Below are 24926 nucleotides of genomic sequence, written 5' to 3' on the forward strand. Positions count from 1 at the left end.
TTCCTGCAGTGCAGTCATCACGGGTTACCCGCAGGGTGGGCGGGGTGCAGCAGGCTGCTGTCGATGATGACGCCGGCCGCCTGGGCGTCTTCTTCAGCACGGCGCGCCTGGGCTTCGTAGAGCCGCCAGTAGGCGCCCTGCTTCTCCATGAGTTCGTCGTGCGGCCCGACCTCCACCACTTCGCCCCGGTCCATCACTACCAAGCGGTCGGCTTTGCGCAGGGTGGACAGGCGGTGGGCGATGGCAATCGTGGTACGGCCCTGCACCAGGTTGTCGAGCGCCTTCTGGATTTCCTTCTCGGTCTCGGTGTCCACGGCCGAGGTGGCCTCGTCCAGGATCAGGATGCGCGGGTCGATCAGCAATGCGCGGGCAATGGAAATGCGCTGGCGCTCACCGCCCGAGAGACCCTGGCCGCGCTCACCCACGAGTGAGTCGTAGCCATGGGGCAAGCGCAGGATGAATTCATGGGCGTGCGCAGCGCGGGCCGCCGCCACGATCTCCTCGCGCGTGGCCTCGGGCTTGCCGTAGGCAATGTTCTCGGCAATGGTGCCGAAGAACAAGAAGGGCTCCTGCAGCACCAGGCCTATGTGGCGGCGGTAGTCGGCCACAGCGAAACGGCGGATGTCGATGCCGTCGACCTGGATGGAGCCATCGCTCACGTCATAAAAACGACTGATCAGGTTGACCAGCGTGCTCTTGCCTGAGCCGCTGTGGCCCACCAGGCCGATCATCTCGCCGGGGCGGATATCCAGATCCAGCCCCTTGATGACTGCGCGGCTGCCGTAGCGAAAGCCCACGCCCTGCATGGTGATCGCGCCCTGAACCTTGTCCACCTTCACGGGTTGGGCCGGATCGGGCACGTTGCTCACATGGTCCAGGATGTCGAAGATGCGCTTGGCGCCAGCGGCGGCCTTTTGCGTGACCGAGACAATGCGGCTCATTGAATCCAGCCGCCCGTAGAAACGGCCGATGTAGGCGATGAAGGCCGTGAGCACACCCACCGTGATCTGGTTGCGCGACACCAGCCAGATGCCGAAGCCCCACACCACCAGCAAGCCAATTTCAGTGAGCAGCGACACGGTGGGCGTGAACAGGCTCCAGGTCTTGTTGAGCTTGTCGTTGACTTCCAGGTTGTGTTGGTTGGCGTCTCGAAAACGCTGGGCTTCGCGCTTTTCTTGCGCAAAGGCTTTCACGACCCGGATGCCCGGGATGGTGTCGGCCAGCACGTTGGTCACTTCGGACCACACGCGGTCGATCTTTTCAAACCCGGTGCGCAGGCGGTCGCGCACGGTGTGGATCATCCAGCCAATGAAGGGCAGCGGCACCAGCGTGACCAGCGCCAGCCATGGGTTGATGGAGAACAGAATGGCCGCCGTCATCATGATCATGAGCACGTCGGTCACAAAATCCAGGGCGTGGAGGGACAGGAAGACGTTGATGCGGTCCGTCTCCGAGCCAATCCGCGCCATGAGGTCACCCGTGCGCTTGCCGCCAAAGTAGTCCAGCGACAGGCGCAGCAGGTGCTCGTAGGTGGTGGTGCGCAGGTCGGCGCCGATGCGCTCGGACACCAGCGCCAATATGTAAGTGCGCGCCCAGGAGAGGCCCCAGGCCGCCAGCGCCGACAGCAGCAGGCCGCTCAGGTACAGCAGCACCAGGCCGGGTTCGATCTGCTTGCCGTTCTGGAACGGGATCAGGATGTCATCCATCAGCGGGATGGTCAGATACGGCGGCACCAGTGTGGCGGCGGTGGACGCCAGCGTCAGCGCAAAACCGGCGGCCAGTTGCTTGCGGTAGGGCCGGGCAAAGCGCCACAGGCGCAGCAGCACCCAGGTGGAAGTTTGGGGCGGCTGGGCGCGGGCGCAGGCCGGGCATTCTTCGGTGTCGGGCGGCAGGGGCGTGTGGCAGGTGGGACAGGCGGGTTCGTCGGCCTCGTCCTCGGCGCCGTTGTCACCCCGGGCGCTTTGCTGCTCAAAACGCTGCAGCAGACGCAGGGCCTGGGCGTGGTGCGCGAGGGTAAAGCGCCACAGCGCCAAGCGCTCGCGAGGGCTGTGCAGCTCCAGCGAGCCCACACCGCCATGGTCCTGCAGCTTGAGCGCCAGGCCATCGCCCAGGGGCCAGCTGCGCCAAGCCGTGGTGCCCGCATCACAGGCCAGCAGCCGTTCAGACGTCACCACCACCCAGCCTGCCGCAAAGCGCAGCGCCGTGCTCAGGTCAACCTGAAGCGCTGCCAGTACGTTTTCCTTGGAAGCGAGCATGGCCCGCAAATCGGCCCCCAAAGGGCCAGAAAAGACACCCGAGGCGTCCACAGAATGGTGATGTTGCATTTTTGGTTGGGTTTTCCGCCCCCGGCTGCCTGCGGTGACCGATCTCGCGAAAGCGCGAATTCTCCCCGATACTGCATGCCACGGTGCGACGGCATCCTCATTTAACGCCTCTGACGCTCATTTGGCTGACACTGCGCACAGCCCCAGGACTGGAGCACAATCCTCGTCCACAAAAGTTTCCTTTCACAGTTTCTTCCTCTCCCGCATAGCCCATAGCCCTTACCCGGCCGGACCAACTCACCCGCTGCAATCCATGGCGAAACTCAACGACATCCAACTGCTTCGCATCAACTACCTGCGCGGCCCCAATATCTGGACCTACCGGCCTGTACTGGAAGTCTGGCTGGACCTGGGCGAGCTGGAGGACTACCCCTCCAACCTGCTGCCCGGTTTCAACGACCGACTTACCGCCTGGCTGCCCGCACTGATCGAACACCACTGCGGCGTGGGCGAACGCGGTGGGTTCCTGCAGCGCCTGCAGGAAGGCACCTGGTGCGGCCATGTGCTGGAGCACATCGTGATCGAGTTGCTCAACCTGTCGGGCATGCCCACCGGTTTTGGCCAGACCCGCAGCACCAGCCAGCGTGGCGTATACCGCATGGTGTTCCGGGCGCGCGACGAAAGCGTGGCGCGCGTGGCGCTGGCCCAGGGCCACGCGCTCATCATGGCCGCAATCAACGATGAGCCGTTTGACGTGGCTGCCGCCGTGGCCCGTGTGCGCACCGAGGTGGACGACCAGTACCTTGGCCCCAGCACCGCCTGCATCGTCACCGCCGCCACCGACCGGGGCATCCCGCACATCCGCCTGAACGACGGCAATCTGGTGCAACTGGGCTATGGCGCCAGCCAGCGCCGCATCTGGACGGCTGAGACCGAGTTCACCAGCGCCATCGCCGAAGGCATCGCCAGCGACAAGGACCTGACCAAGAGCCTGCTCAAGTCCTGCGGCGTGCCCATCCCCGAGGGCCAGGTGGTCAACAGCCCCGAGGAAGCCTGGGAAGCCGCCCAGGACATCGGCCTGCCTGTGGTGGTCAAGCCCTCTGACGGCAACCACGGCCGGGGGGTGACGCTGGATCTGCACAAGCAGGCAGACATCGAGGCCGCCTACCACGTGGCCTACCCCGAGGGCAGCGACGTCATGGTCGAGAGCTTCATCCCCGGCGACGAGCACCGCCTGCTGGTGGTGGGCGGCAAAGTGGTCGCAGCGGCACGTGGTGAAGTGGTCACCATCACCGGCAACGGCCGCTCCACCGTCAAGGAGCTGATCGACACCCAGCTCAACTCCGACCCGCGCCGTGGCTACGAAGAAGAGTACCCGCTCGAAATCATCGACCTGGCCACTGACACCAAGGTGCAACTCGAACTCAAGCGCCAGGACCTGGGCGCCGACTCGGTGCCCGCCGCTGGCCGCCAGGTGGTGGTGCAGCGCAACGGCAACGTGGCCGTGGACTGCACGGACGACGTGCACCCCGAGGTGGCCTACATCGCCCAGTTGGCGGCCAAGGTGGTGGGGCTGGACATCGCCGGCATCGACTTGGTGGCCAAGGACATCTCCAAACCCCTGCACGCCCAGGGCGGTGCCATTGTCGAAGTGAACGCAGGCCCTGGCCTGCTGATGCACCTGAAGCCCGCCGTGGGTGCACCGCGCCCTGTGGGCCAGGCCATTGCAGAGCATCTGTTCCCGTCGGAAGACGATGCGGGCCAGGCAGGCCGCATTCCGCTGGTGGGCGTGGCGGGCACGCGTGGCACGTCAACCATCGCGCGGGTCGTGGCCTGGCTGCTGCACCTGAGCGGCCACCACACGGGCCTGGCCTGTCGCGAAGGGCTGTTCCTGGACCGCCGCTGCGTCGAATCGACCGATTGCGCGCACTGGGAGGCCGCCCACCGCCTGCTGATGAACAAGACCGTGCAGGCCGCCGTGATCGAAAGCGACGCGCGCACCATCCTGCGCGACGGTTTGGCCTACGACCGCTGCCAGGTGGGTGTGGTCACCGACATGGACGGCGTGGAAACGCTGGCCGAATTCGACGTGCACGAACAGGACCAGATGACCAAGGTGATGCGCACCCAGGTGGACGTGGTGCTGTCGGAAGGCGCAGCGGTGCTCAACGCTGCCATCCCGCAAGTGGCCGACCTGGCGCCGCTGTCGGACGGTGCCGTGGTGCTGTATGCCCAGGACGCCACCCTGCCCGTCATCGTGGAACACCGCGCCAAGGACAACGGCCGCGCCGTGGTTGTGAAGAACGGCCGCGTGGTGCTGGCCACGGGCAGTGCAGAACATGTACTAGGCTCGCTGGCAGACCTGACCTTTGGGCGCAATGCCGTGGCGCCCGACACCGACGCCCTGCTGGCTGCCATCGGCACGGCCTGGGCGCTGAACATTGCCCCCGACCTCATCGGCGCTGGCATCAAGACCTTTGAGCCCGAACTGGTCCCCACCGCCGCACTGCGGTCGTGATGGCACCTCGCGCATTAGCTTTTGTTTGTTGTTTGACCTCGCATCCCACGACCTGAACAGGGCCTCAGCGCCCTGATGGACCACTGAAAGAGACTTCCATGGATGTATCCCGCACCCGGGCCCTGCGTGGCCCCAACCTCTGGAGCCGCCACATGGCCATCGAGGCCGTGGTGACCTGCGCCGAAAACGAGCGCGCCGTGGGCCAGATGGCCGGGTTCGAAGCCCGCCTGCGGGCCCTGTTTCCCGCCATCGGCGCGCTGCACCCCGAAACCGGGGGCGGCGATGTCTCGCTGGCCCATGTGCTGCAGACTGCCGCCCTGGCATTGCAGGCACAGGCAGGTTGCCCTGTCACCTTCGCGCGCACCACCGCCACCACCGATGCGGGTGTGTACCAGGTGGTCGTGGAATACAGCGAAGAGGCCGTGGGCCGCAAAGCCTTTGAGTATGCGCAGCAACTCATCAAGGCAGCGCAAGGCGAAGGCAATTTTGATGCCGACACCGTGATTGCCGAGTTGCGCGAACTCGACGAAGACGAGCGCCTGGGGCCCAGTACCGGGTCCATCGTGGACGCCGCCGTGGCGCGCGGCATCCCCTACCGCCGCCTCACGCGTGGCAGCCTGGTGCAGTTTGGCTGGGGCTCCAAGCAGCGCCGTATCCAGGCGGCCGAGGTCGATTCGACCAGCGCCGTGGCCGAATCCATCGGCCAGGACAAGGACCTGACCAAACGCCTGCTGCATGCCGCTGGCGTGCCCGTGCCGCTAGGCAAACCGGTCGAGAGCGTGGACGAAGCCTGGGAAGTGGCCCTCAAGGTCGGCCTGCCCGTGGTGGTCAAGCCACAGGATGGCAACCAGGGCAAGGGTGTGACGGTCAACATCACTGACCGCGCCCAGCTCGAAGAAGCCTACAAGAACGCCGCCGAATACGGCACCGTGATGGTGGAGCGCTTTTTGCCGGGCCATGACTTCCGCCTGCTGGTGGTCGGCGACCAACTGGTGGCCGCTGCACGCCGCGAGCCACCCCAGGTGCTGGGCGACGGCCAGCACACGGTGCGCGAGCTGGTCAACCAGGTCAACCTCGACCCGCGCCGGGGCGAGGGCCATGCCACCTCGCTCACCAAGATCCGGCTCGACGACATTGCCGTGGCCCGCCTGGCCATGCAAGACCTGACGCCCGACTCGGTGCCTGCCAAGGGCCAGCGCGTCGTCCTGCGCAACAACGCCAACCTCTCTACGGGTGGCACCGCCACCGACGTGACCGATGATGTGCACCCCGAGGTTGCCGCACGCGCTGTGGCCGCCGCCCAGATGGTGGGCCTGCACATCTGCGGCGTGGACATGGTGGCCGAGACCGTGCTGCGCCCGCTCGAAGAGCAAGGCGGCGGCTTTGTGGAAGTGAACGCCGCCCCCGGCCTGCGCATGCACCTGGCGCCCAGCTACGGCAAGCCCCGCAACGTGGGTCAGGCCATGGTGGACAAGCTCTACGCCCATGGCGACGACGGCCGCATTCCGGTCGTGGCCGTCACCGGCACCAACGGCAAGACCACCACGGCCCGCCTCATCGCCCACCTGTTCACCGCCCAGGGCCTGCGCGTGGGCATGACCAACACCGACGGCGTGTACGTGAACGGCCGCCAGATCGACAGTGGCGACTGCAGCGGCCCCAAGAGCGCCCGCAACGTGCTGTTGCACCCCGAGGTGGATGCAGCCGTGTTCGAGACCGCGCGTGGCGGCATCCTGCGCGAAGGCCTGGGCTTTGACCGCTGCCAGGTGGCCGTGGTCACCAACATCGGCGCGGGCGACCACCTGGGCCTGAACTACATCACCACGGTGGAAGACCTGGCCGTGCTCAAGCGCGTGATCGTGCAGAACGTGGCTACCACGGGCTACGGCGTGCTCAACGCGGCCGACCCCATCGTGGCCGCCATGGCGCCCGCCTGCCCCGGCAAGATCATCTTCTTTGCGAGCGACCGCCACCATCCCGTGATGGCCACGCACCGCGCTCAGGGCCACCGCACCGTGTATGTGGATGGCGACTCCATCGTGGCTTCGGAAGGCTCGTGGCGCGAGACCATCCACCTGCGCGACGTACCCATCACACGCAACGGCAAGATCGGTTTTCAGGTCGAGAACGTCATGGCGGCCGTGGCCGCCGCCTGGGGCGTGGGCATGCCCTGGCAGACCATCCGCCGGGGCCTGTCAGGCTTTGTGAACGACAGCGACAACGCGCCCGGCCGCTTCAACATCATGGACTACCGGGGCGCCACCGTGATTGCCGACTACGGCCACAACCCCGACGCCATGCGCGCCCTGGTGGGCGCCGTGGACGCCCTGCCCGCCAAGCGCCGCAGCGTGGTGATCAGCGGCGCGGGCGACCGCCGCGACGAAGATATCCGCGACCAGACCGTGATCCTGGGCGCCGCATTTGACGACGTGATCCTGTACCAGGACGCTGCCCAGCGCGGCCGCGCCGATGGCGAGGTGATGGCCCTGCTGCGTGAGGGCCTGGCGGGCGCATCGCGCACCACACACGTCGAAGAGATTCGTGGTGAGTTCATCGCCATCGACGCCGCCCTGGCGCGCCTGCAGCCCGGCGACCTGTGCCTGGTACTGGTGGACCAGGTCGAAGAAGCCCTCGCCCACCTGTCCCAGCGCTGCACCGAAGCCGGGGCCGCTGCGTGATGGCCCTCAAGCAAACGGCCACCTCGGCGCTGCTGGCCCTGGCCGCAGCCACCGCCTGGATGGGCGTGGCTGGCAGTGCGCAGGCAGCGCCCGGCGAAAAAATCGGCACGGTGGACACCGCCTTCCAGTGGATCGGCCGCGACCACGACATCCTCGTGGAAGCCTATGACGACCCCGGCGTTTTGGGCGTGACCTGCTACGTCTCGCGCGCACGCACGGGCGGCATCAAGGGCACACTGGGCCTGGCCGAAGACCGCGCCGAAGCCTCCATCGCCTGCCGCCAGGTGGGGCCTATCAGCTTCCCCGAGCCGCTCAAGAAGCAGGAAGAGGTGTTCAGCGAACGCATGTCCATCCTGTTCAAGCGCCTGCGCATCGTGCGCATGGTCGACCCGGCCCGCAACACGCTGGTCTACCTCACCTACTCCGAAAAACTCATCGACGGCTCGCCGCAGAACAGCGTGACCGCCGTGCCGGTGGACCGGGCCATGGCCATCCCGCTGCGCAAATAAGCGGGCAAGGCCGTACACAACAGAAAACAGAAAGGGGCGATGGCCCCTTTCTGCTTTTTATATAAAATCAGCCCCTAACGCTTATCCATCAAGCGCCAGCAGCTATCAAAACAATAGTATTTATCAAGCCTGGCTGGCAATCTGCCGCAGCGCCTGCTCAAACACCTCCACCGGCTGACCACCTTGAATCAGGTGGCGCTCGTTGATGATGATGGCGGGCACCGAGTGGATGCCATTTTGCAAATACAACTGCTCACGCTCGCGCACCTCTTCGGCAAAACGGTCAGACGCCAATAGTTCACGCGCCTCGTCCACATTCAGCCCGACCTCACCCGCCACGCGCACCAGCACTTCGTGGTTGCTCGGGTCTTGCCCATCGGTGAAATAGGCTTTGAATAGCGCATGCTTGAGCTGCGGCTGCAAGCCCTTCTCTTCGGCCCAGTGCAGCAGACGGTGCGCGTCAAAAGTGTTGTAGACGCGGCTGCGTTTGCCTTTACCAAAGGTGAACCCCAAGTCCGCGCCACGCGCGGCAATGGCCTCGCGGTTGCGTTCGAGCTGCTCGGGCGTGGAGCCATACTTTTCCTGCAGATGCTCGTTGATGTCCTGGCCCTCGGGGCCCATCTGCGGGTTCAGCTCGAAAGGCTGAAAGTGCATGTCAAGGGCCACTTCGCCCTTCAGGCGATCGGCCGCCTGCTCCAGCGCTTTGAGGCCGATGATGCACCAGGGGCAGGAGACATCGGAGACGAAATCGATCTTGAGGGTTTTGGTAGTCATGGCAAGCTCAAAAAATCAGAGCTGGATGGTAGACCAATGCATTGGCCTTCGCAGGAGGGCGCTTTTGTGCCCCTGAAGCGCCCGCTTCCTGCCCCAGTGTTCTCTAGTGTGGCGTTGCACGCTAGCGCAGAACGCCAGGCTTCAGTCCTCCTCGTTTCTGCCGATATCCGTCAGACAGCTATGAAATATCCTGAATGAGTGCGATCAGCCTCTCCCCTCTTTCCACAAGCTGGAGCCCGTCAGGAAATTCCACCCAAGCATCGGTGACGGCCTCTGCGCAGGCTTCTTCACGCGTACCGATAGCGAGCGCCGTATCGCCGGACGTGACCCGCAACAGCGTCACAAACTTCACTCCATCTGCCATCCCGGAAGCCGTGCCTTCGACGATGGGTGACACCCGGTTTCTGCACGTTACCCAGTGGCCCTCGGCGATGGAGTCGATCGACGTCACCTACGAAGCAATCGCCCCATCGCAGACCAGCAGCCGGCAAATGCAGGTATGGGAGCAGACACCGACGACCGCTGTGGATCAGATCATCGGCCGAAACGCGAGCGCCACGACGGAAAAGGCGCGGTTTGCCGGTTTGGGGTCCGCCCTGATAGAGCAGGCCGCCCGCACCGGCTCGAGCTACCGTCAGACTGTGGTGAACCTGGGTGCAGTGAGTTCGCCCGACAAAATTCAAGGCAAGGCTACTGGCGCTATGTGGGGCATTCAATCCAGCCCCAGCGCCAGTGCGACATTTGCCATCACCACTCAATCTGGCGCCACGGTGCGGATCTCCATAGCCGACCAGCGGGAGCAACGCGCCACAGGCTCTGGCATCGCTGTGCAGATCGAGGTGGATGGCAACCTTACGCAGCAGGAAAAGGACGCACTCCAATCTCTGGCAGAAGGTTTCGATCTTGCTATCGAGGGCTTGACGGCTGAATCCCCTGTGCTGCGGCTGGACGGTCTGCTGAAGTTCGATAGCAAGCTCTTCACCAAGCTGGAATTCAAGGTGGATATCTATGGGGTGGACCAGGATGGCGTCCGCATCCTGAAGCTCGGTGCCAACATCAGCGCAGACGCCAAAACCCGCGAGATTGAACTCAAGAGCCCTGAAGGCACCGTAAGAATGAAAACCGATTTGCGGCAGCCCGCGCTATGGGGCACCGCAGACCAGAAGGCCTACGCCGTGCGACAGTACCTCAGCCGCATCGACAAGGCAGCAGAGCGCGGGCATGCAGACAGCGGCTTGGTTGACCTGTTCAAGTCCAGCTTCGCCGCCCTGAACGGCGGCTATGAATCGGCAAACTCCCCTGGGAGGTCAGGCAGCGCCAGTATCAGCATTGGCGACCCGGTCGATCTGACGCGCGACGCCAACGCCTTCAGTGAAGGCGACAAGAGCCTGCTCACCGGCCTGGCGGACTTTGATGCATCGATTACCGCAACCCGCCGTGCGTCCAATCCGCGCCGCACCAAAGAGGTTGACACCTTCGAATACACACTCAAACAGTCCACTCAGGTCTCCGGATCATCACCCAGCAACCGCGGCTTCATACAGACCCAGTCCGCCAAGCTTTCTGCCGCCTATCACCAATCGCTGCACTCAAGAGCAGCACCAAAGTTGACATCAGACTCTGCAACCCAGAACTATTCCTACGAAAAGGTGGAAGACAGCAGCAGCACGCAGGTAGAGCTAGGCTACGAGAAGGATGAGCCTGTGCGCGCACTGATCACGCAGGCCGCCTCGCAATCGCTGCATGTCCTCAAGGTGGAAAACAACAAGATCACCGAGAACACGGCAGAGCCAGCTCATGTGCAGTCAAAGCAGACAGATTTGCTGCCCTTGCTGAAGCAATTGAAACGGCAGCAGGATGCGAACCAGTTGACGGATGACGAGAAACAAAAGCAGCTGCAGGAATGGGGCGGAATGGTGCTGGGAAGCTTGGCCACGGATTAGCACCGCTGAATAATTTCGTTGACGCAGCGCCCGTGCGTTCTCTGCTGCGCAAACTGACAAAGACGCCGAACACCCGCGCTAACCTGTTCGATCCGCCGAGAGCATCTCTCGAAGTGCTGTCTTTGGCACTTTGCCATAGCTGTTCTTGGGCAAAGCCTGCACAAAGCGGTACAGCCGAGGGCGCTTGAAACGGGCTATATGGGCCAGGCACAGCGCGTCCAGTGCATCCGGGCTCACGCCCTCCTCCGCCACCACAAAGGCCACAGGCACCTCGCCCCATTCCGCATCACGCTGCCCCACCACGGCCACCTCGTGCACCTGGGGGTGCAGCAGAAGCACCTCCTCCACCTCGCGCGGGTAGATGTTGGAGCCGCCAGAGATGATCACGTCCTTGGAGCGATCCTTGAGGGTGAGGAAACCATTGGCATCCAGCGCGCCCATGTCGCCGGTGTAGAGCCAGCCATCGCGCAGCGTCTGCGCCGTGGCTTCGGGGTTGTTCCAGTAGCCGGGCATGACGGTGTCGCCGCGCACCACCACCTCCCCGGTCTCGCCTGCGGGCATCGGCTGGCCTGCGGCATCCACAACACGCACCTCCACCAGCGACTGCGCCACGCCGACCGATACCATGCGCTCGGCCCAGCGCGGGTGGTTGCGGTCGGCCAGCTGGGCGCGCGACAGGGCCGTGATCGTCATGGGGCTTTCGCCCTGGCCGTAGATCTGCACGAAGCGGTTGCCGATCACGGCCAGCGCGTTGCGCAGGTCGTCGGCATACATGGGACCGCCACCATAGACGATGGTCTTGAAGCCGCTCACGTCGGCACCCGTGGCGCGCACATGGTCCACCAGGCGATGCACCATGGTGGGCGCCGCAAACAACGTGAGCTGGCCCACGCTGGCCGCAAGCTGCACCAGCTCCGCAGGCTCGAAGCCACCCGACAGCGGAACCACATGCCGCCCGCCGCGCAACACCTGGGCGTAGTTGTAGAGGCCAGCGCCGTGCGACATGGGCGCGGCGTAGACCATGGCGTCGCCGGGCAGCACATCGTCCACGTCGGTGAAGTAGCAGGCCGTCATGGCCAGCAGATTGCGGTGGGTCTGCATCACCCCCTTCGGGCGGCCAGTGGTGCCGGAGGTGTAGAACAGTGAGGCGACATCCTCGGGTGCGCGATCACAAACGTCCATGGGCGCGTGCGTGACGGCGGCGCGGTACGCTTCGGAGCCGAACACCAGCAGACCGGCATCCGCCGCCCCGGCCTCGCGCGCGGCCGGTGCCAACGCCTGCGATGCCAGCACCACACGCGCGCCGGAGTCGGCCAGCACGTAGGCCAGTTCTTTGGCATGCAGCTTGTAGTTGACCGGCACCGACACGGCCCCAGCCCACACGATGGCGTGCAGGGCCTCCAGGTACTCGGGCGCATTGGCGGCGTAGATGGCCACTCGGTCACCGGGGGCCACGCCGCATTGCGTGTGCAGATAGGCGGCCAAGGCGGCAGCGCGTGCGCCCAGGTCGCCGTAGGACCACAGCACGTCACTCCCCTGGAGTACAGCGGGCTGGTGGGCATGCAGCAAAGCACTGCGGCGCAGCAGGTGGGCGATGTTCATAGTGTGCACTCCACAACAACGGGATTTTTCAGGGTCGGCCGCCTCCACAGCCGTGGAGACCTGTTGGCACTGTAGGCACGCCGGGCGCTGGCGCACAGTCGCCAAAATACCCAAGGGATAACCCGGCCCGCCCCCGAAACACCCGGTTACCACGCGCGCCCAAATCCCCACAGGCTGTGGCGTTGAAACCCCGTTGCCTAGACTGCATCTGATCCCATGCGCGCGACCGCCCCCCAGGCGAGCGCACCACCGTTTTTACCCAACGCCTTGCAGGCAACACCCCATGAACCTGGACCAGCAAAAATCCATTCTCACCATCGCCCTCCTGGCCGCGTTTGCGGACGGCAACAAGGACGACGCCGAGCGCGAAGAGATCCGCCGCATTGCCCAGTCGCTCGCGGGCGACGCAGGCATGGCGGACCTTCCACGCATCTACCAGGACGTGCTGCTGCGGCGCACCAGCGTGCAGGCGGCGGTGCAGGCCCTAAGCGACCCCATGCACCGCCAGCTGGCCTACGAGATGGCCGTGTGTGTGTGCGACGTGGATGGCCGCCAGACGGCGGCAGAACGCGAGTTTCTGAGCAGCCTGAAGGCGGCGCTGCAGCTGGGCGCACCGCAGACCGACGCGTTTGACCGGGAAGCCGATGCGATCGTGGATGTGGCCGAAAAGGCCGTGCCTTTATCCATGCCTGCGTCCGCGCCTACCGCGTTCCCAGGGGCAGCAGCCGCCGCAACGGCAACAGCCGCCGCAGCCCCCAGCAGTGCTTTGGATGCCGAGCTGGACAAATCCATCCTCAACTACGCGCTGCTCAACGGTGCGCTGGAGCTGCTGCCGCAGTCCTGGGCGTCAATGGCCATCATCCCCATGCAGGTGAAGATGGTGTACGGCATTGGCAAGGCCCATGGCGTAGAGCTGGACCAGGGCCACATCAAGGAATTCATCGCCGCTGCGGGCGTGGGCATGACGTCCCAGTACCTGGAGCAGTTTGGCCGCAAGCTGCTCGGCGGCTTGCTGGGCAAGGCGGCGGGCCGGACCATCGGCGGGCTGGGCAGCGCCGCCACCGGCATGGCGTTTTCGTTTGCCACCACCTACGCGCTGGGGCAGGTGGCCAAGCGCTACTACGCCGGGGGCCGGGTCATGAGCACGGCCATGCTGCGCGATACCTTCCAGAACCTGCTGGGCCCCGCCAAGCAGATGCAGTCGCAGTACCTGCCGCAGATCCAGCAAAAGGCCGCCACGCTGGACGCGGGGAAGATCATGGCGATGGTGCGCGGTGCCTGACACGCCACAGCCACTGCGGCAAACGCTATATTATTAATAGCTACCAGCGCTTAACAGATAAGCGCCAGAGGCCATTTTTAATCAAAATCCAGTGGCGAGGCCCGCGTGGGCCAAACGCAATCAGGCCAGAGCGTTGCGCCCGCGCTGACCCGCGCGCAAACCAGGTGGCGCAAACATCGGCCCATGACAGAATCGGCCCATGCTCGACCACACGGACCCTGTCGCCTCCATCATCCCGGCCATGTCGCTCGACTCACCGTCCGACAACGCCATGACGGCGCTGTCCCGGCTGGCACTGGGGCCCGTGAACACGGCCTACTACATGGCCGTTTTCGAGCGCTTTGACAACACGGGCCGCACCACCACCACCTGGAACTGGGCGGCCTGCCTTGCCACGCTCAACTGGATGCTGTTCCGGCAGTTGTGGACCCCCGCGCTGGTCTACCTGGCGGCGGCCGAAGGGCTGGCGCTCATCGTGTATGGCATCGGCCGGACCTTCCTGCAATGGCCGCCGGGCGTGGAACTGGGCGTGCTGGGCGCCTTTGCAATGCTGGCCTTTGCGGTGCCGGGCCTGTACGGCAACGCCATCCTGTATGCCGATATCCGCAAACGGGTGGCCCGCGCGCTGGCGGCCTCACGCACGCTGCCTGAGGCCTGTGTGCTGCTGGAGAAGCAGGCCAGCTCACGCAAGCGGCTGCAGGCACTGGTGCTGGCCAACCTGGTGCTGGTGGCCGCAGCCGCGCTGGCTTATCTGGTATGGGCCCCTTCAGACACCAAGCCGCTGGCCCTGGAGCCCGCCGTAACGGTGGCGCAAGCCACGGCGGCGGCTTCCCGGCCAAGCGCAGCGGCTTCTGCACCAGCCGCTGCCATTACGGCGGCGCCTTCACCAGCACCAGCACCAGCACCCGTACCTGTTCCGGTTCCTGCGCAAGAGCCCCCCACCCCAGCCCTTCCCGCCACCACCGCCTCGGCTCCTGACCCAGCGAAACCGGCAGCGGCCCCGCCCACCGCCAAGTCTGCGGCCCCGGCAACCCCCGCGCCAAAGGCCGCAGCAACAGCCAGCACGCCAGCGCGATCCTCCGAGGCCAACCGCCCCGCTCCGGCTACGCTCTCTGCAGCCTCCACGGTGTCCAAAACGCCCTCTTCAGCGCCCGCCACGGCAGCCCCCAAGCCCTCTGCAAAGACGACGCCCCCCGCCGAGCCCGCCAGCCGCGCGGCCTCTGCAGCCAAGGCCAAAACGCCCAAAGCCTCCGCTTCGGCCGCTGCGCCAGCATCCTCAGCCCCTCTCCCCACCGTGGGCACGGCGGCGGGCTACTACATCAACGTGGGCCTGTTTGCCGACGAGGCCAACGCCCGCAAGGCCCAGGCCCGCTTGCTCAACGAAGGGCTACCCGCATTTCGCCAGGAGCTGAACAACGCCAAGGGCCGCCGCATCCGCGTGCGCGTGGGGCCCTATGAAAGCCGGGCGAAGGCAGAGGCCGCGGCCGCGTCGATCCGGGCGATGGCGCTGGAAGCTGTGGTTTTCAAGCAGTAGCCGACCGTAGCGGCGCGCCCGTCCTACTCGCTCCGTTGCCCGCCACCGACGCATCCGGCCCCTGCCTGTCGGTAGGCTGCAGCAAGGTCCTACTCTTGCTCCAGCCCATGAAACACGCCGTCCGTACCCGCCCCGCATCCTCGCGCCGCATGGTGACCCTGGTGGCCATTGCCACAGGCGCACTCTTGCTCACCGCCTGCGCGCCCTGGCGCATGTGGACCGCCGCAGACCTGGCCCGCGAGGCCCAGCCCTACACTGCGCAACCGGATCAACCCGTGCGGCGGGTTCTGGTGGTGGGCGACAGCACGGCCGTGGGCACGGGGGCCAATGCCCCGCTCGACAGTCTGCCCGGGCGCATTGGCCAGGACCACCCGAAGTGGCACATCGATAACCTGGCCGCCAACGGTGCACGCTACGCCGACGTGGCCGCCCAGCTGGATCGGGCGTCTGCGGGCTACGACCTGGTGCTGGTGCTCGCGGGTGGCAACGACGTGATCCGGTTGACAGCGCTGGATACCCTGCGCCCCCAGATCGAGCAGGTGGTAACCCTTGCACAACAAAAGGGCCAGCACGTGGTGCTGATGCCATGTGGCAACGTGGGGCATGCGCCGTTTTTCATTCCCCCGGTTTCGTGGGTGATGTCGCACCGCTCTGAGGACCTGCACGCCATCGTCAAAGACGTCGCAGCCACGCGCCAGGCGCGCTATGTGCGCCTGCTCAAGCCACGCCATGAAGACCCGTTCGTGGCCCGTAGCAAGGCACTGAATGCCGCCGACGGGCTGCACCCCAGCAGCGCTGGCTACGAGGAGTGGTACCGCGAACTGGTGGCCCAGGGCGGGCTTGCCGGTCTGGGGGAGTGAACGCCAGCGCGGGGTTTGCGCCACCTCACGGCGAGCCCTCCATCCAGGACCGCACCTGCCCAATAACCCACTGCGCGTCATCCAGCGGCAGGTCATGTCCGGCCGACGGATGCATGCGCAGCGGCACCCCCCACGCCCGTGCAATGGCCTGCGAACACTGGCAAGACACCAGCCCGTCGTTCTGGCTGGCCAACAGCAGGATGCGGGGGCTGTCTGAGACCGGCACCAGGGGCGTTGCAACAGGCGCCGTGTAGCGCGCTGCAGCCACCAACTGGCGCAGGGCGTTGGATGCCGACACCGGCCGCTGCCTGCGCAGGGCCACCCAATCGTCTACCACCGCCCCCCTGGCGTGGGCAAGGTTGCTGGTCATTCGCAGCACGGTCTGTTCAATGGTGAGCGGGCTGCTCCAAGGCGTGGCGCAGCGCAGCACCTGCAGATAACTGGCTGGCCGCAGCCGTTGGTAGAAGGGGCTGAAGGGCCGCAGGCTGGTGTTGATCAACACACAGCCCACCAGCTCCTCCGGCGCCACCCGCGCCCACTCGGTCGCCACCATGGCGCCCAGCGACATGGCCAGCACCCGAAAAGGTGGCCGCACACCTTGCGCGGCCAGCTCGGCGCGGCAGCTATCCACCATGCCCCGCACCGTGGCGGGCGACACGGCCCGGTGCAGCAGGCCATTGCCAGGCAAGTCTTGCACCACAACGCGGGCACCCGGCAGGGCGTGCTCGAACGCTTCGACAAACGAGCCCCAGTGCGCGGCCTCGCGCGTGAGACCTCTGAGCAGAATCCATGGATGGTGCATGGTGGACACCTCTTCAGTACCACGCGGCCAAGGCATCCGCCCTGCGCTGCGCCCGCGCTTCGGGAGCTGGCACCCAGCGCTCGTGGCTACAGGCCGCGCGGGCCAGAAAATCGAGCAGTGACAGATGGCGCCGCAGCACCCGCTGCTGGCGGTGGTTGATGAGCGGGTTGAAGATGCCGTTGCGCGAAAACAGCTGGCGCGGGTTCTTCTTGATCCACAGCCACGACCCCATCTCCAGCGTGAGCGGCAGGAAGGTGTGTGTGGGCGCCTCGCGGCAGGCCTGCAGGTACAGGTGGTCCCACAGGTCGCCGTGCGCCAGGTACTGGGCGCTTTGCGGCTCGATGACGTACTGGTGGTGGCTGTGGGCCTGCAAAAAGATCTCCTGCAGCGCATGCAACTCGGCCAGGTGCGCAATGGGCTTGCGCGTGTGGGCAAACGGAAACCACAGGCGGTCACGCACGCCAAACCCCGAATGGCAGTCGATGGCCATGCTGAACGGCCGCGCCAGCAAGTCCTGGGCCACCACCTCGCACAGCGCCTGGCTTTCGGCCTCCATGGCATCGCCCGCGCGCCCCCGGTACCAAGGCAGCCCCGCGCTGATGCGTTGCCCGCCGATCCAGGGCGGCACGCGGTCCGTGGCATCGACCGGTGCATTGCGCATAAGGTCCACCCCGCGCGGATTGGCGCGTGTGGCGGCCCACATGCCACCCGGGTTGACCACGGGCATGAAAACCAGGCGCATCTGCTCCAGCTGGCGGTGCAGCGTGGTGTCCCACTGCAGCCGCATGACCACGTTCTGCAAGTAGGCGATGACCACCTCGGCGCCGATGCGCTCCAGCCCATGCACGCCTCCGAAAAAGCCGATGGCAGGCACGTCCAGCGACGGGTTGCCCACGCCGATGGCATGGATCGGAAAGCTGTGGCCCGACGCCAGCTGCACCTGCCGAACCACCTGCACTTGCAGATGGGGTGCCCCCAGCTCGATGATTTTTTCGAGCGCCAGCAACTCGGGCAGCGTGTTCATGGTGGATGGCGATGGCGGCGTGAGGCCGTGCAGCAAGGCGATAGGCAGCAAGCATAGCCCCGGCCCGCACGCGCCAACAGCGCCATGACGCATCTGTGTGAATTCGGCGAAACGACTCGGAACTGTCACACAAGCGCGTTAACTTGCCCGCAGACACAACCCTTCGAAGAGGCACATGATCATGCTCTGGAGATTGCTCGGACTGCAGCGGCTGCTGGATGAACTCTTCGATGCCCCGGGCTGGCCCAGCTTCGATTTGCCCAGCCCCGACGGATGGACCCACTATGAAGACGCAGCCGCAGCGCAGGACTGAGGTGCACCGCATCGCCCTGCTGTGCGGCACCCTCGGTTGTGCGCTGGCCTGGGGTCTGGTGGAGTTGCTGGCGCTGCAGCGCCAGCGCTACCACCAGTGGCGCCAACGCCACGAGACCCCTGCGCACCGCTGACGCAGCAGCAAGACGGACACATGCGTGCATGCATGTATGCATGTATGCGAGCGCGTGATCGCACGCAACACACACGGCCTTCAGCAGACGCCAACTTCGCACGGCCCCTCACTCGCAGCGTCTTTCTACAGCCCTTCTCAGAAGCCTCTAATGCTGGCGGGTCTTCGTTTTTGCACGGTATGCCGCAGTCGCACCTAAAATTGCGCACCTTCCCTTCATTGGGGGAGGCATATTGCAACTCTGAACAAAGAAGAATCACCATCATGGCAACTGCAAAAAAGACTCCAGCGCCCGCGAAGAAGGCCGTCAAGGCGGCAGCACCTGCTGCTGCAAAGAAGGCGGCACCTGCCGCCAAGAAGGCTGCAGCCCCCGCAGCGAAGAAGGCCGCCGCACCCGTGGCCAAGCCTGTTGCTGCAGGCATCAAGCCGATCAAGACCGCCTTCAACAAGACCACGCTGATCGCTCACCTGGCCGAGCAGGCTGGTGTGGAACCCAAGGCCACCAAGGCCGTGCTGGCCGCACTCGAAGCCACCATCCTGGGTTCGGTGCACAAGAAGGGCTCTGGCGAATTCACGCTGCCCGGCCTCATGAAAATCGGCCTGCAGCAAATCCCCGCCAAGAAGAAGCGCTTCGGCAAAGACCCCTTCACCGGTGAAGAGCGCTGGTTCCCCGCCAAGCCTGCAGCCGTGAAGATCAAGACCCGCGCGCTGAAGAAGCTCAAGGACGCCACGGTCTGATCTCAGCCGTTGCGAAGGGCGTGACGGGGTGATGCCCCATCATTCCTTCTCCGCAAAAAAGGACCCGTTGCCCAAGGCAGCGGGTCCTTTTTTACGGGTGGATTCGAAAAGCCGCAGAAGGCGCTGCCACGGCACCCCGTCAGATTGAGATCACGTTGGGGGCAGCAGGGCTGGCATGCAGCAGCTCGACCTGTGCAGCACGGCGCGAGAGCACAGCGCCCTGGTTGATGTAGCCCTTGTCGGTGATTTCTCCAGCATCGGGGTCGGGCGGCGCCGCCATCACCAGTGCACGCGCGGGGCACTGCGATGAACCCGCGCCAGCAGTGCGGCGGGCCTGCATGACACCACGCAGAGCGTCGTCCAGCCGCGCGCGGTCCGCTGCACCGGCGGCAGAGGGAAACACCAGCATGCCCACTTCGTCCCGGTTGTGGCCCGTAAGCACGAGGTCCTGCACCAGGGGGGCCAACTCGGACACCAGTTCCACCCGCAGCGTGCCCACCGACACCCAGCTCCCGCTGGAGAGCTTGAAATCCTCGGCCACCCGGCCGTTGAAGACCACGCCACACTCCGGCCGCGCGGGGTCCACCAGGTAGCCCGCGTCACCGATGCGGTAGAAGCCATCGCTGTCAAATGCGGCGGCCGTCTCGGAGGGTGCATTGCGGTAGCCCGGAAACACCGATACACCCTTCACCCGCATTTCGAGCTTGCTGCCGTTGGGCACCAGCTTGAGTTCAAGCCCGGGCAACGGCGCACCGATACAGCCAGCGCCCTCCATGCGCCAGTGGGCGCTGGTCACTGCGGGCGATGTCTCCGTGGAGCCCCAGGACGTGGTCAGCCACAGCGGTGACGCGGGCCGCACGCGTGCTGCCACGGCCTCCAGCCGCTGCCAGGTGGAAGGGGCCAGCGCTGCCGCGGCATAGAACGCCAGGCGCATGCGCGAGAGGATTTCAGCGGCCAGCGCGGCGTCTGCCTCCAGAAACGGCAACAGCATGTCGAAACCACGCGGAACATTGAAGAGCATCGTCGGCTTCACATCGCGCAGGTTGCGCACCGTCTTCTCGATAAGCCCTGGCACGGGCCGCCCTTCATCGATGTAGAGCGCGCCCCCATGGCACAGCACCATGTTGAGGTTGTGGTTGCCGCCAAAGGTGTGGCTCCACGGCAACCAGTCCACCAGCACAGGCTTTTCGTGGGCCAGGAACCGCCAGGTCTGGGCCATCATCTGCTGGTTGGCGCACAGCATGCGGTGGGTGTTGATGACCACCTTGGGATGGCCCGTGGAGCCCGACGTCAGCAGGTACTTGGCAGGGTCGTCGGGCTGGATGGCCTCAAACGCCTGCGACACGGCCGGGCTTTCCACGCCCGCGAGCAGTTGAGCAAAAGGCAAGGCGCCAGGCACGGCCTCGGCATGGCGACTGAAGACCTTGACGGCATCGGACGCGTACCCCGCCAGGGCGGGCGCGTAGACCGAGGCGTCCGATGCATAAACCAGCGAAGGCTCCAGCACCGCAAGCATGCTGTGCAGGCGGCACGGGTCTCGGGATCGTGCATAGGCGCTCGACAAGGAACAGGGCGTGATGCCCACATGCATCGCCGCCAGCATGAGCACCGCGTGGTCTACCGCGTTGTCGGAAAGAATGGCGATGGGGCGGCCCGCCGGCAGCTTCAGGTCCAGCAATGACTGCGCAACGGCGCCCACAGCCTGGCGCAATTCGCCATAGGTCAGGGTGCGCCAGTGCTCGGCCGTCTCGTCACGCTCCGCCAAGGCCAGCGCGTGGGGTGTCTCGCGCGCCCACTGCTCCACCCATTCACCGACGCAGCGCGCATACGCGCCCAGCGCCACGGGGGAACGCAATACGAACGAGCCGTCGTCCTGATGGACCAACACCGTGGCGGGCGGTGCGATTTGGTTTTCATCGCCAAGAAATTCGGGGTGCATGGTGTGGGTGGTCTCTCGTGTTCTTGGGGCAGCAACAAAAATGGGCAACACAGCGCTAACCAGCGGCGCGGCGCGGCGGTGCGCACCACCACTGCTGGAAGCGCTTGGTTGAACCCGTCGAATAAACCCATGCGGCAGGACCGCACGGTGCAATAGCGGATTCAGACCGGCGAACAAAACTCAGCGAAGCGGTTCTGGCCGGGCGCTGCGTCGCAGGCAGTACGGGTAGTACGGCAAGACGCGGCAACAACGCCAGCAGGGTTCTGTTGGCCGCTCTCAGTCCAGGACGCGGGCATCTTGCTTGGCACGCAGAAGGTCTACCAGCAAGGCGTCGCGTGCAGCCACCAGCTCCGCACTGGTTCTCCCTCCAAGCGCCTGCGTAACGCCGTCAGCGACACGGCTTTGCAGCGCTGGCGTCATCTGCGGAGCCCCCAGGTCCTGCCACCAGTCTTCGATGGGGCCGCCGAGGTGCGCGAGCAAATGGGCGATTCCACCTTCGCCGCCGGAGAGGTGCAAGTTCATGAAAGGCCCCATCAGCGCCCAGCGCAGCCCCGGGCCATGGGCAATGGCGGTGTCGATGTCGCTCACACTGGCAACCCCCTCGTGGACCAGATGAAACGCCTCCCGCCACAGCGCCGCCTGCAGGCGGTTGGCAATGTGCCCCTTGATTTCGCGCCGAACATGGATGGGGCGCTTACCGATGGCGGTGTAGAAATCCATCGCGGTAGTGATCGCCTGGGCCGATGTCTTTTCGCCTCCTCCCACCTCCACCAGCGGGATCATGTGCGGGGGGTTGAACGGATGGCCCAGCACCACGCGCTCCGGGTGTTTGCACTGGGCCTGCATGGCCGTAACAGAGAGCCCTGAAGAGCTGGAAGCCAGGATGGCATGCGACGGGGCGGCTTCGTCTATGCGGCGCAGCAGATCCACCTTGAAGTCCAGCCGCTCCGGCCCGTTTTCCTGCACGAAGTCCGCCTGCCCCACGGCGTCCTCCAGCCGAGCATGAAAGCACAGCCTTGCCGTGCTGGCGCCCGGCGCAAGCCCTTGCCGTTGGAGCACCGGCCAGTGCTGCGCCACGGCATCGTGCAGGCGCTGCCCGGCCCCCAGAGAAGGATCGGTGGCATCCACGTCCAGCCCCCGGGCGAGAAAATACGCAGCCCAGCTTGCACCAATGACGCCAGTGGCGACCACCGCCACCCGGTTCACGGAAGCATCCATGTCCGTGCCCTTCAGGACTCGGCCGTGAAGCCGATCTTCTTGACCAGAGGCCCCCAGCGATCTGCCTCCGCCTGTTGCGATGCGGCCATCTCTGCGGCGGTGGAGCCCTTGGCAATCAGGCCCACCACAGCCAGGCTGTCGATCACCGACTTTTCCTTGATCGCCGTGTTGATGGCAGCGTTGGCGGCTGCAACCACGCTGGCCGGTGTCTTGGCGGGTGCGTAGAAGCCAAACCACTCCTCGGTCGTCAGCTCAGGGAAGCCCTGCTCTGCAAAGGTGGGCACCTCGGGCGAGAACGGCGAACGCGCCTGGCCAGAGGTGGCGATCAACCGCAGCTTGCCCGCCTTGTGGTTGGGAATGAAGTCGCCGCTGGGCGTCACCATGGAGGCAATCTGCCCACCCACCACATCGGTCACACCGGGAATGGAGCCCCGGTAGGGCACATGCTTGAGGTCCACACCGTTGTTCAGCCCCAGCAGCGCACCGATGAAATGGGGGGTGGAGCCCGCCGCTGGCGAGCCGTAGTTGGCCTGCCCCGGGTTCGCCTTGGCCCAGGCCAGGAAGTCCTTCACGTTCTTCACCGAGGCTGGCACCAGCGGCCCCACGGCCAGCCCATGGTGCATAACGGCGGCGATGGACACCGGCACGAAGTCTTTCGTGGGGTCGTAACTGAGTTTGCTGTAGATGTGCGGATAGATGGACGTGCAGGAAAACGGCGACAGCGTGAGCACGCTGCCATCGGTGGGGGCGCCCTTGAGCGCCTCCAGCGCAATGCGCCCGCCGGCACCAGGCTTGTTCTCCACCACGGCGGCATTGCGGGTATAGGACGAACCCGCCAGCTTCTCACCCACCCGGCGCGCCACGCTGTCACCCGCGCTGCCCGCCGGGAAGCCGTAGAAAATCTTCACCTGCTCCAGCGTCTGGGCCATCGCGCTCCAGGGAGTCAGTGCCCCCAGCGCGGTTGCATAGCCCAGGTGGTTCATGAATTGGCGGCGTGTCTGCATCATCTGTCTCCTCTTTCTTGGTGGGTGAAATCGCAACAACTCAATCAATCGCAAAGGCGGGGCGAACGCCGCCTGCGCGGGGCAGACCCATGAGGGCGCGGGCCTCTGCCGGCGAGGCGGGCTCCATGTCCAGCTCCCGAATGATGCGCACGATGCGCTCCGTCAGCTGCACATTGGTGGCCAGTTCGCCCTGGCGGAAATACAGGTTGTCCTCCAGCCCCACGCGGGCATGCCCACCCAGCAGCAGCGCTGCCACATTGGCTTCGAGCTGCGAGGGGCCGATGCCACTCACGCAAAAGATGCTGTTGCGCGGCAGGGTGTCCACCATCATCTGCAGGTAGCGCGGCGAATACGGCATGGCGTTCTGGAAGCTGCGGTGCACGTTCATCACGAGGTTGATGAAATGCGGGCCCTCGTCGTGCCCCTCATCGATCAAGGTGGTGGCATCCTGCAGGATGTGTGTAGGGCTGAACACCTCCCACTCGGGCTTGATGCCGCGTGCCTTCATGCCCAGTGCCAGTTCGCGCCCTTTGCTGAGCGGGGTGTCCATGAGGATCTCGCGGCCGTCAAAGCTCAGATTAAGCGTGGTGGCATCCAGGGTGCACATCTCGGCCCCCGCATCCATGCCCTTGATGCGCTCTTCCCAGGCGATCTCCCAGCGGTCACCGGACAGCGGCCGCACCATGTCGCCATGCACACCACCGCCGGTAGAGTTGTTGATGACGATGTCGCAGCCTTTGGCCCGGATGCGGGTGTTGATGTCGCGGTAGATATCTGCGTTGCAGGTGGCGCCATCATCCGGGCGCCGTGCATGGATGGCCACCACGCTGGCCCCTGCGTTCCAGCACCGCTGCACATCGTCGGCAATTTCACCGGGCTGGGTGGGCAGGTGCGGGTTCTGCGACTTGTGGGCCATGCCACCGGTGGGAGCGATGGTGACGATGACTTTGCGCTTTGTCATGACATGGACTGGTGGAAAATGGTAATGCACCCATTATTTTTTTTAGCGTCTGCATACTCAGTCATCGCGATGACATTTGGACTCAGGGTATACGAGGACGCCTTTCTCCTTCACTCTGGAGCCTCACACCATGCTGGTCAAGCTGGCGCCGCCGACGGTCGCCGATCTCCTGAAAAACTCAGCCTGGTTTCCCTTGCTGGACGAGAGCGCACAGCGACGCGTCCTGGACGACCTGCGTGAAGTCGAAGTGGCCCAGGGCAGCGCCCTGTGCCGGCGCGGCGACGTACCCCTGCACTGGTACGGTGCCGTTGAAGGACTGCTCAAGTGGACGGTGACCTCGGACAACGGGCGCTCGGTGACCCTCGGCGGTCTTTCTGCAGGCAGCTGGTTTGGTGAAGGAACCCTGCTGCGTGGCGTGCCGCGCACGGCGGACATCATTGCGCTGCGCCCCAGCCGGGTTGCGCTTTTACCCGTGGACACCTTTGAATGGCTGCACGCCACCCAGCGCAGTTTTGACCACTTTCTGCTGCGCCAGATCAACGAGCGCATGCACTGGTTTCTGGGCAATTTCACGGCCCACCACCTGCTGGACACGGACAGCCAGGTGGCGCGGGCGCTGGCAGGTCTTTTCCATCCCTGGCTGCACCCTGGCAGCGACCCTCACCTGCAGGTATCGCAGGAGGAAATCGCCAATCTGTCCGGTGTCTCGCGCCAGCGCTGCAACGCTGCACTCAAGCGCCTGGAGGCCGAGGGTGTGCTGCAGATCGAGTACGGCGGTATCACCGTGGTGAACCTGGAAGAACTGCGCCGCAGAGTGGAATAAGGGCCGGC

The 24926-nt window shown here is 65.3% G+C and carries 20 protein-coding genes; 11 read left to right on the forward strand and 9 right to left on the reverse strand.

What is annotated here, in order from left to right; translation table 11 throughout:
- Positions 1 to 17: 17 nt before the first annotated feature.
- A complete protein-coding gene (locus ACT89O_RS20400; RefSeq protein ID WP_218301693.1) occupies positions 18 to 2324 on the reverse strand; it encodes a cyanophycin metabolism-associated ABC transporter in 2307 nt (768 codons plus the stop codon).
- Positions 2325 to 2577: 253 nt separating this feature from the next.
- On the opposite strand from ACT89O_RS20400, the gene ACT89O_RS20405 reads away from it, so the two are divergent.
- From ACT89O_RS20405 to ACT89O_RS20415, 3 genes are all read left to right on the forward strand, one after another.
- Positions 2578 to 4782: a cyanophycin synthetase gene (locus tag ACT89O_RS20405; protein WP_121508576.1), complete on the forward strand. Its 2205-nt coding sequence runs from the start codon at positions 2578 to 2580 to the stop codon at positions 4780 to 4782.
- Positions 4783 to 4880: 98 nt separating this feature from the next.
- On the forward strand, positions 4881 to 7460 hold the full coding sequence (gene cphA, locus ACT89O_RS20410; protein ID WP_487261017.1) for a cyanophycin synthetase: 2580 nt from the start codon (positions 4881 to 4883) through the stop codon (positions 7458 to 7460).
- Between the two features lie 59 nt (positions 7461 to 7519).
- Complete coding sequence (locus ACT89O_RS20415; RefSeq protein ID WP_121422863.1) at positions 7520 to 7969, forward strand: CreA family protein; 450 nt, start codon at positions 7520 to 7522, stop codon at positions 7967 to 7969.
- 123 nt (positions 7970 to 8092) lie between these two features.
- Here ACT89O_RS20415 and ACT89O_RS20420 read toward each other — a convergent pair whose 3' ends face one another.
- On the reverse strand, positions 8093 to 8743 hold the full coding sequence (locus ACT89O_RS20420) for a DsbA family oxidoreductase (RefSeq protein WP_121421146.1): 651 nt from the start codon (positions 8741 to 8743) through the stop codon (positions 8093 to 8095).
- Positions 8744 to 8937: 194 nt separating this feature from the next.
- On the opposite strand from ACT89O_RS20420, the gene ACT89O_RS20425 reads away from it, so the two are divergent.
- The gene (locus ACT89O_RS20425) at positions 8938 to 10686 is read left to right on the forward strand and encodes a hypothetical protein (protein ID WP_487261018.1); all 1749 of its coding nucleotides are present in this window, start codon (positions 8938 to 8940) and stop codon (positions 10684 to 10686) included.
- A 78-nt stretch (positions 10687 to 10764) separates the two neighbouring features.
- Here the strand turns inward: ACT89O_RS20425 and ACT89O_RS20430 are convergent, their stop codons facing one another.
- Entirely contained in the window at positions 10765 to 12288 is a 1524-nt protein-coding gene (locus ACT89O_RS20430; RefSeq protein WP_487261019.1) for an AMP-binding protein, read from the reverse strand.
- A gap of 283 nt (positions 12289 to 12571) precedes the next feature.
- Between ACT89O_RS20430 and ACT89O_RS20435 the strand changes: the two genes are divergently transcribed.
- From ACT89O_RS20435 to ACT89O_RS20445, 3 genes are all read left to right on the forward strand, one after another.
- Entirely contained in the window at positions 12572 to 13570 is a 999-nt protein-coding gene (locus ACT89O_RS20435) for a YcjF family protein (protein ID WP_487261020.1), read from the forward strand.
- 199 nt (positions 13571 to 13769) lie between these two features.
- Positions 13770 to 15104: an SPOR domain-containing protein gene (locus ACT89O_RS20440; protein ID WP_487261021.1), complete on the forward strand. Its 1335-nt coding sequence runs from the start codon at positions 13770 to 13772 to the stop codon at positions 15102 to 15104.
- A gap of 107 nt (positions 15105 to 15211) precedes the next feature.
- The gene (locus ACT89O_RS20445; RefSeq protein WP_121508567.1) at positions 15212 to 15964 is read left to right on the forward strand and encodes a GDSL-type esterase/lipase family protein; all 753 of its coding nucleotides are present in this window, start codon (positions 15212 to 15214) and stop codon (positions 15962 to 15964) included.
- Positions 15965 to 15989: 25 nt separating this feature from the next.
- Here the strand turns inward: ACT89O_RS20445 and ACT89O_RS20450 are convergent, their stop codons facing one another.
- The gene (locus ACT89O_RS20450; protein WP_487257351.1) at positions 15990 to 16766 is read right to left on the reverse strand and encodes an alpha/beta fold hydrolase; all 777 of its coding nucleotides are present in this window, start codon (positions 16764 to 16766) and stop codon (positions 15990 to 15992) included.
- 13 nt (positions 16767 to 16779) lie between these two features.
- The gene (locus tag ACT89O_RS20455) at positions 16780 to 17790 is read right to left on the reverse strand and encodes a M14 family zinc carboxypeptidase (protein ID WP_487261022.1); all 1011 of its coding nucleotides are present in this window, start codon (positions 17788 to 17790) and stop codon (positions 16780 to 16782) included.
- 181 nt (positions 17791 to 17971) lie between these two features.
- On the opposite strand from ACT89O_RS20455, the gene ACT89O_RS20460 reads away from it, so the two are divergent.
- The 3 genes from ACT89O_RS20460 to ACT89O_RS20470 all read left to right on the forward strand — a co-directional run bounded on the left by ACT89O_RS20460 (position 17972) and on the right by ACT89O_RS20470 (position 18973).
- Positions 17972 to 18103: a hypothetical protein gene (locus ACT89O_RS20460; protein WP_255354175.1), complete on the forward strand. Its 132-nt coding sequence runs from the start codon at positions 17972 to 17974 to the stop codon at positions 18101 to 18103.
- The gene (locus tag ACT89O_RS20465) at positions 18075 to 18236 is read left to right on the forward strand and encodes a hypothetical protein (RefSeq protein WP_176887027.1); all 162 of its coding nucleotides are present in this window, start codon (positions 18075 to 18077) and stop codon (positions 18234 to 18236) included. The genes ACT89O_RS20460 and ACT89O_RS20465 overlap by 29 nt, the downstream gene beginning before the upstream one ends.
- 263 nt (positions 18237 to 18499) lie before the next feature.
- A complete protein-coding gene (locus tag ACT89O_RS20470) occupies positions 18500 to 18973 on the forward strand; it encodes an HU family DNA-binding protein (RefSeq protein ID WP_121421155.1) in 474 nt (157 codons plus the stop codon).
- A 139-nt stretch (positions 18974 to 19112) separates the two neighbouring features.
- Here ACT89O_RS20470 and ACT89O_RS20475 read toward each other — a convergent pair whose 3' ends face one another.
- From ACT89O_RS20475 to ACT89O_RS20490, 4 genes are all read right to left on the reverse strand, one after another.
- Positions 19113 to 20912: a feruloyl-CoA synthase gene (locus ACT89O_RS20475; RefSeq protein ID WP_487261023.1), complete on the reverse strand. Its 1800-nt coding sequence runs from the start codon at positions 20910 to 20912 to the stop codon at positions 19113 to 19115.
- Positions 20913 to 21188: 276 nt separating this feature from the next.
- Positions 21189 to 22130: a 3-hydroxyacyl-CoA dehydrogenase NAD-binding domain-containing protein gene (locus ACT89O_RS20480; protein ID WP_487261024.1), complete on the reverse strand. Its 942-nt coding sequence runs from the start codon at positions 22128 to 22130 to the stop codon at positions 21189 to 21191.
- Between the two features lie 11 nt (positions 22131 to 22141).
- Positions 22142 to 23134, reverse strand: coding sequence for a Bug family tripartite tricarboxylate transporter substrate binding protein (locus ACT89O_RS20485; protein ID WP_487257348.1), 993 nt, complete (start codon positions 23132 to 23134; stop codon positions 22142 to 22144).
- A gap of 40 nt (positions 23135 to 23174) precedes the next feature.
- On the reverse strand, positions 23175 to 24095 hold the full coding sequence (locus ACT89O_RS20490; protein WP_055393320.1) for a beta-keto acid cleavage family enzyme: 921 nt from the start codon (positions 24093 to 24095) through the stop codon (positions 23175 to 23177).
- Between the two features lie 130 nt (positions 24096 to 24225).
- Here ACT89O_RS20490 and ACT89O_RS20495 point away from each other — a divergent pair, with 130 nt between their 5' ends.
- On the forward strand, positions 24226 to 24918 hold the full coding sequence (locus tag ACT89O_RS20495) for a Crp/Fnr family transcriptional regulator (protein WP_055393318.1): 693 nt from the start codon (positions 24226 to 24228) through the stop codon (positions 24916 to 24918).
- The last annotated feature ends 8 nt before the right edge of the window (positions 24919 to 24926 follow it).

It is taken from the genome of Acidovorax sp. NN32, assembly GCF_057597245.1.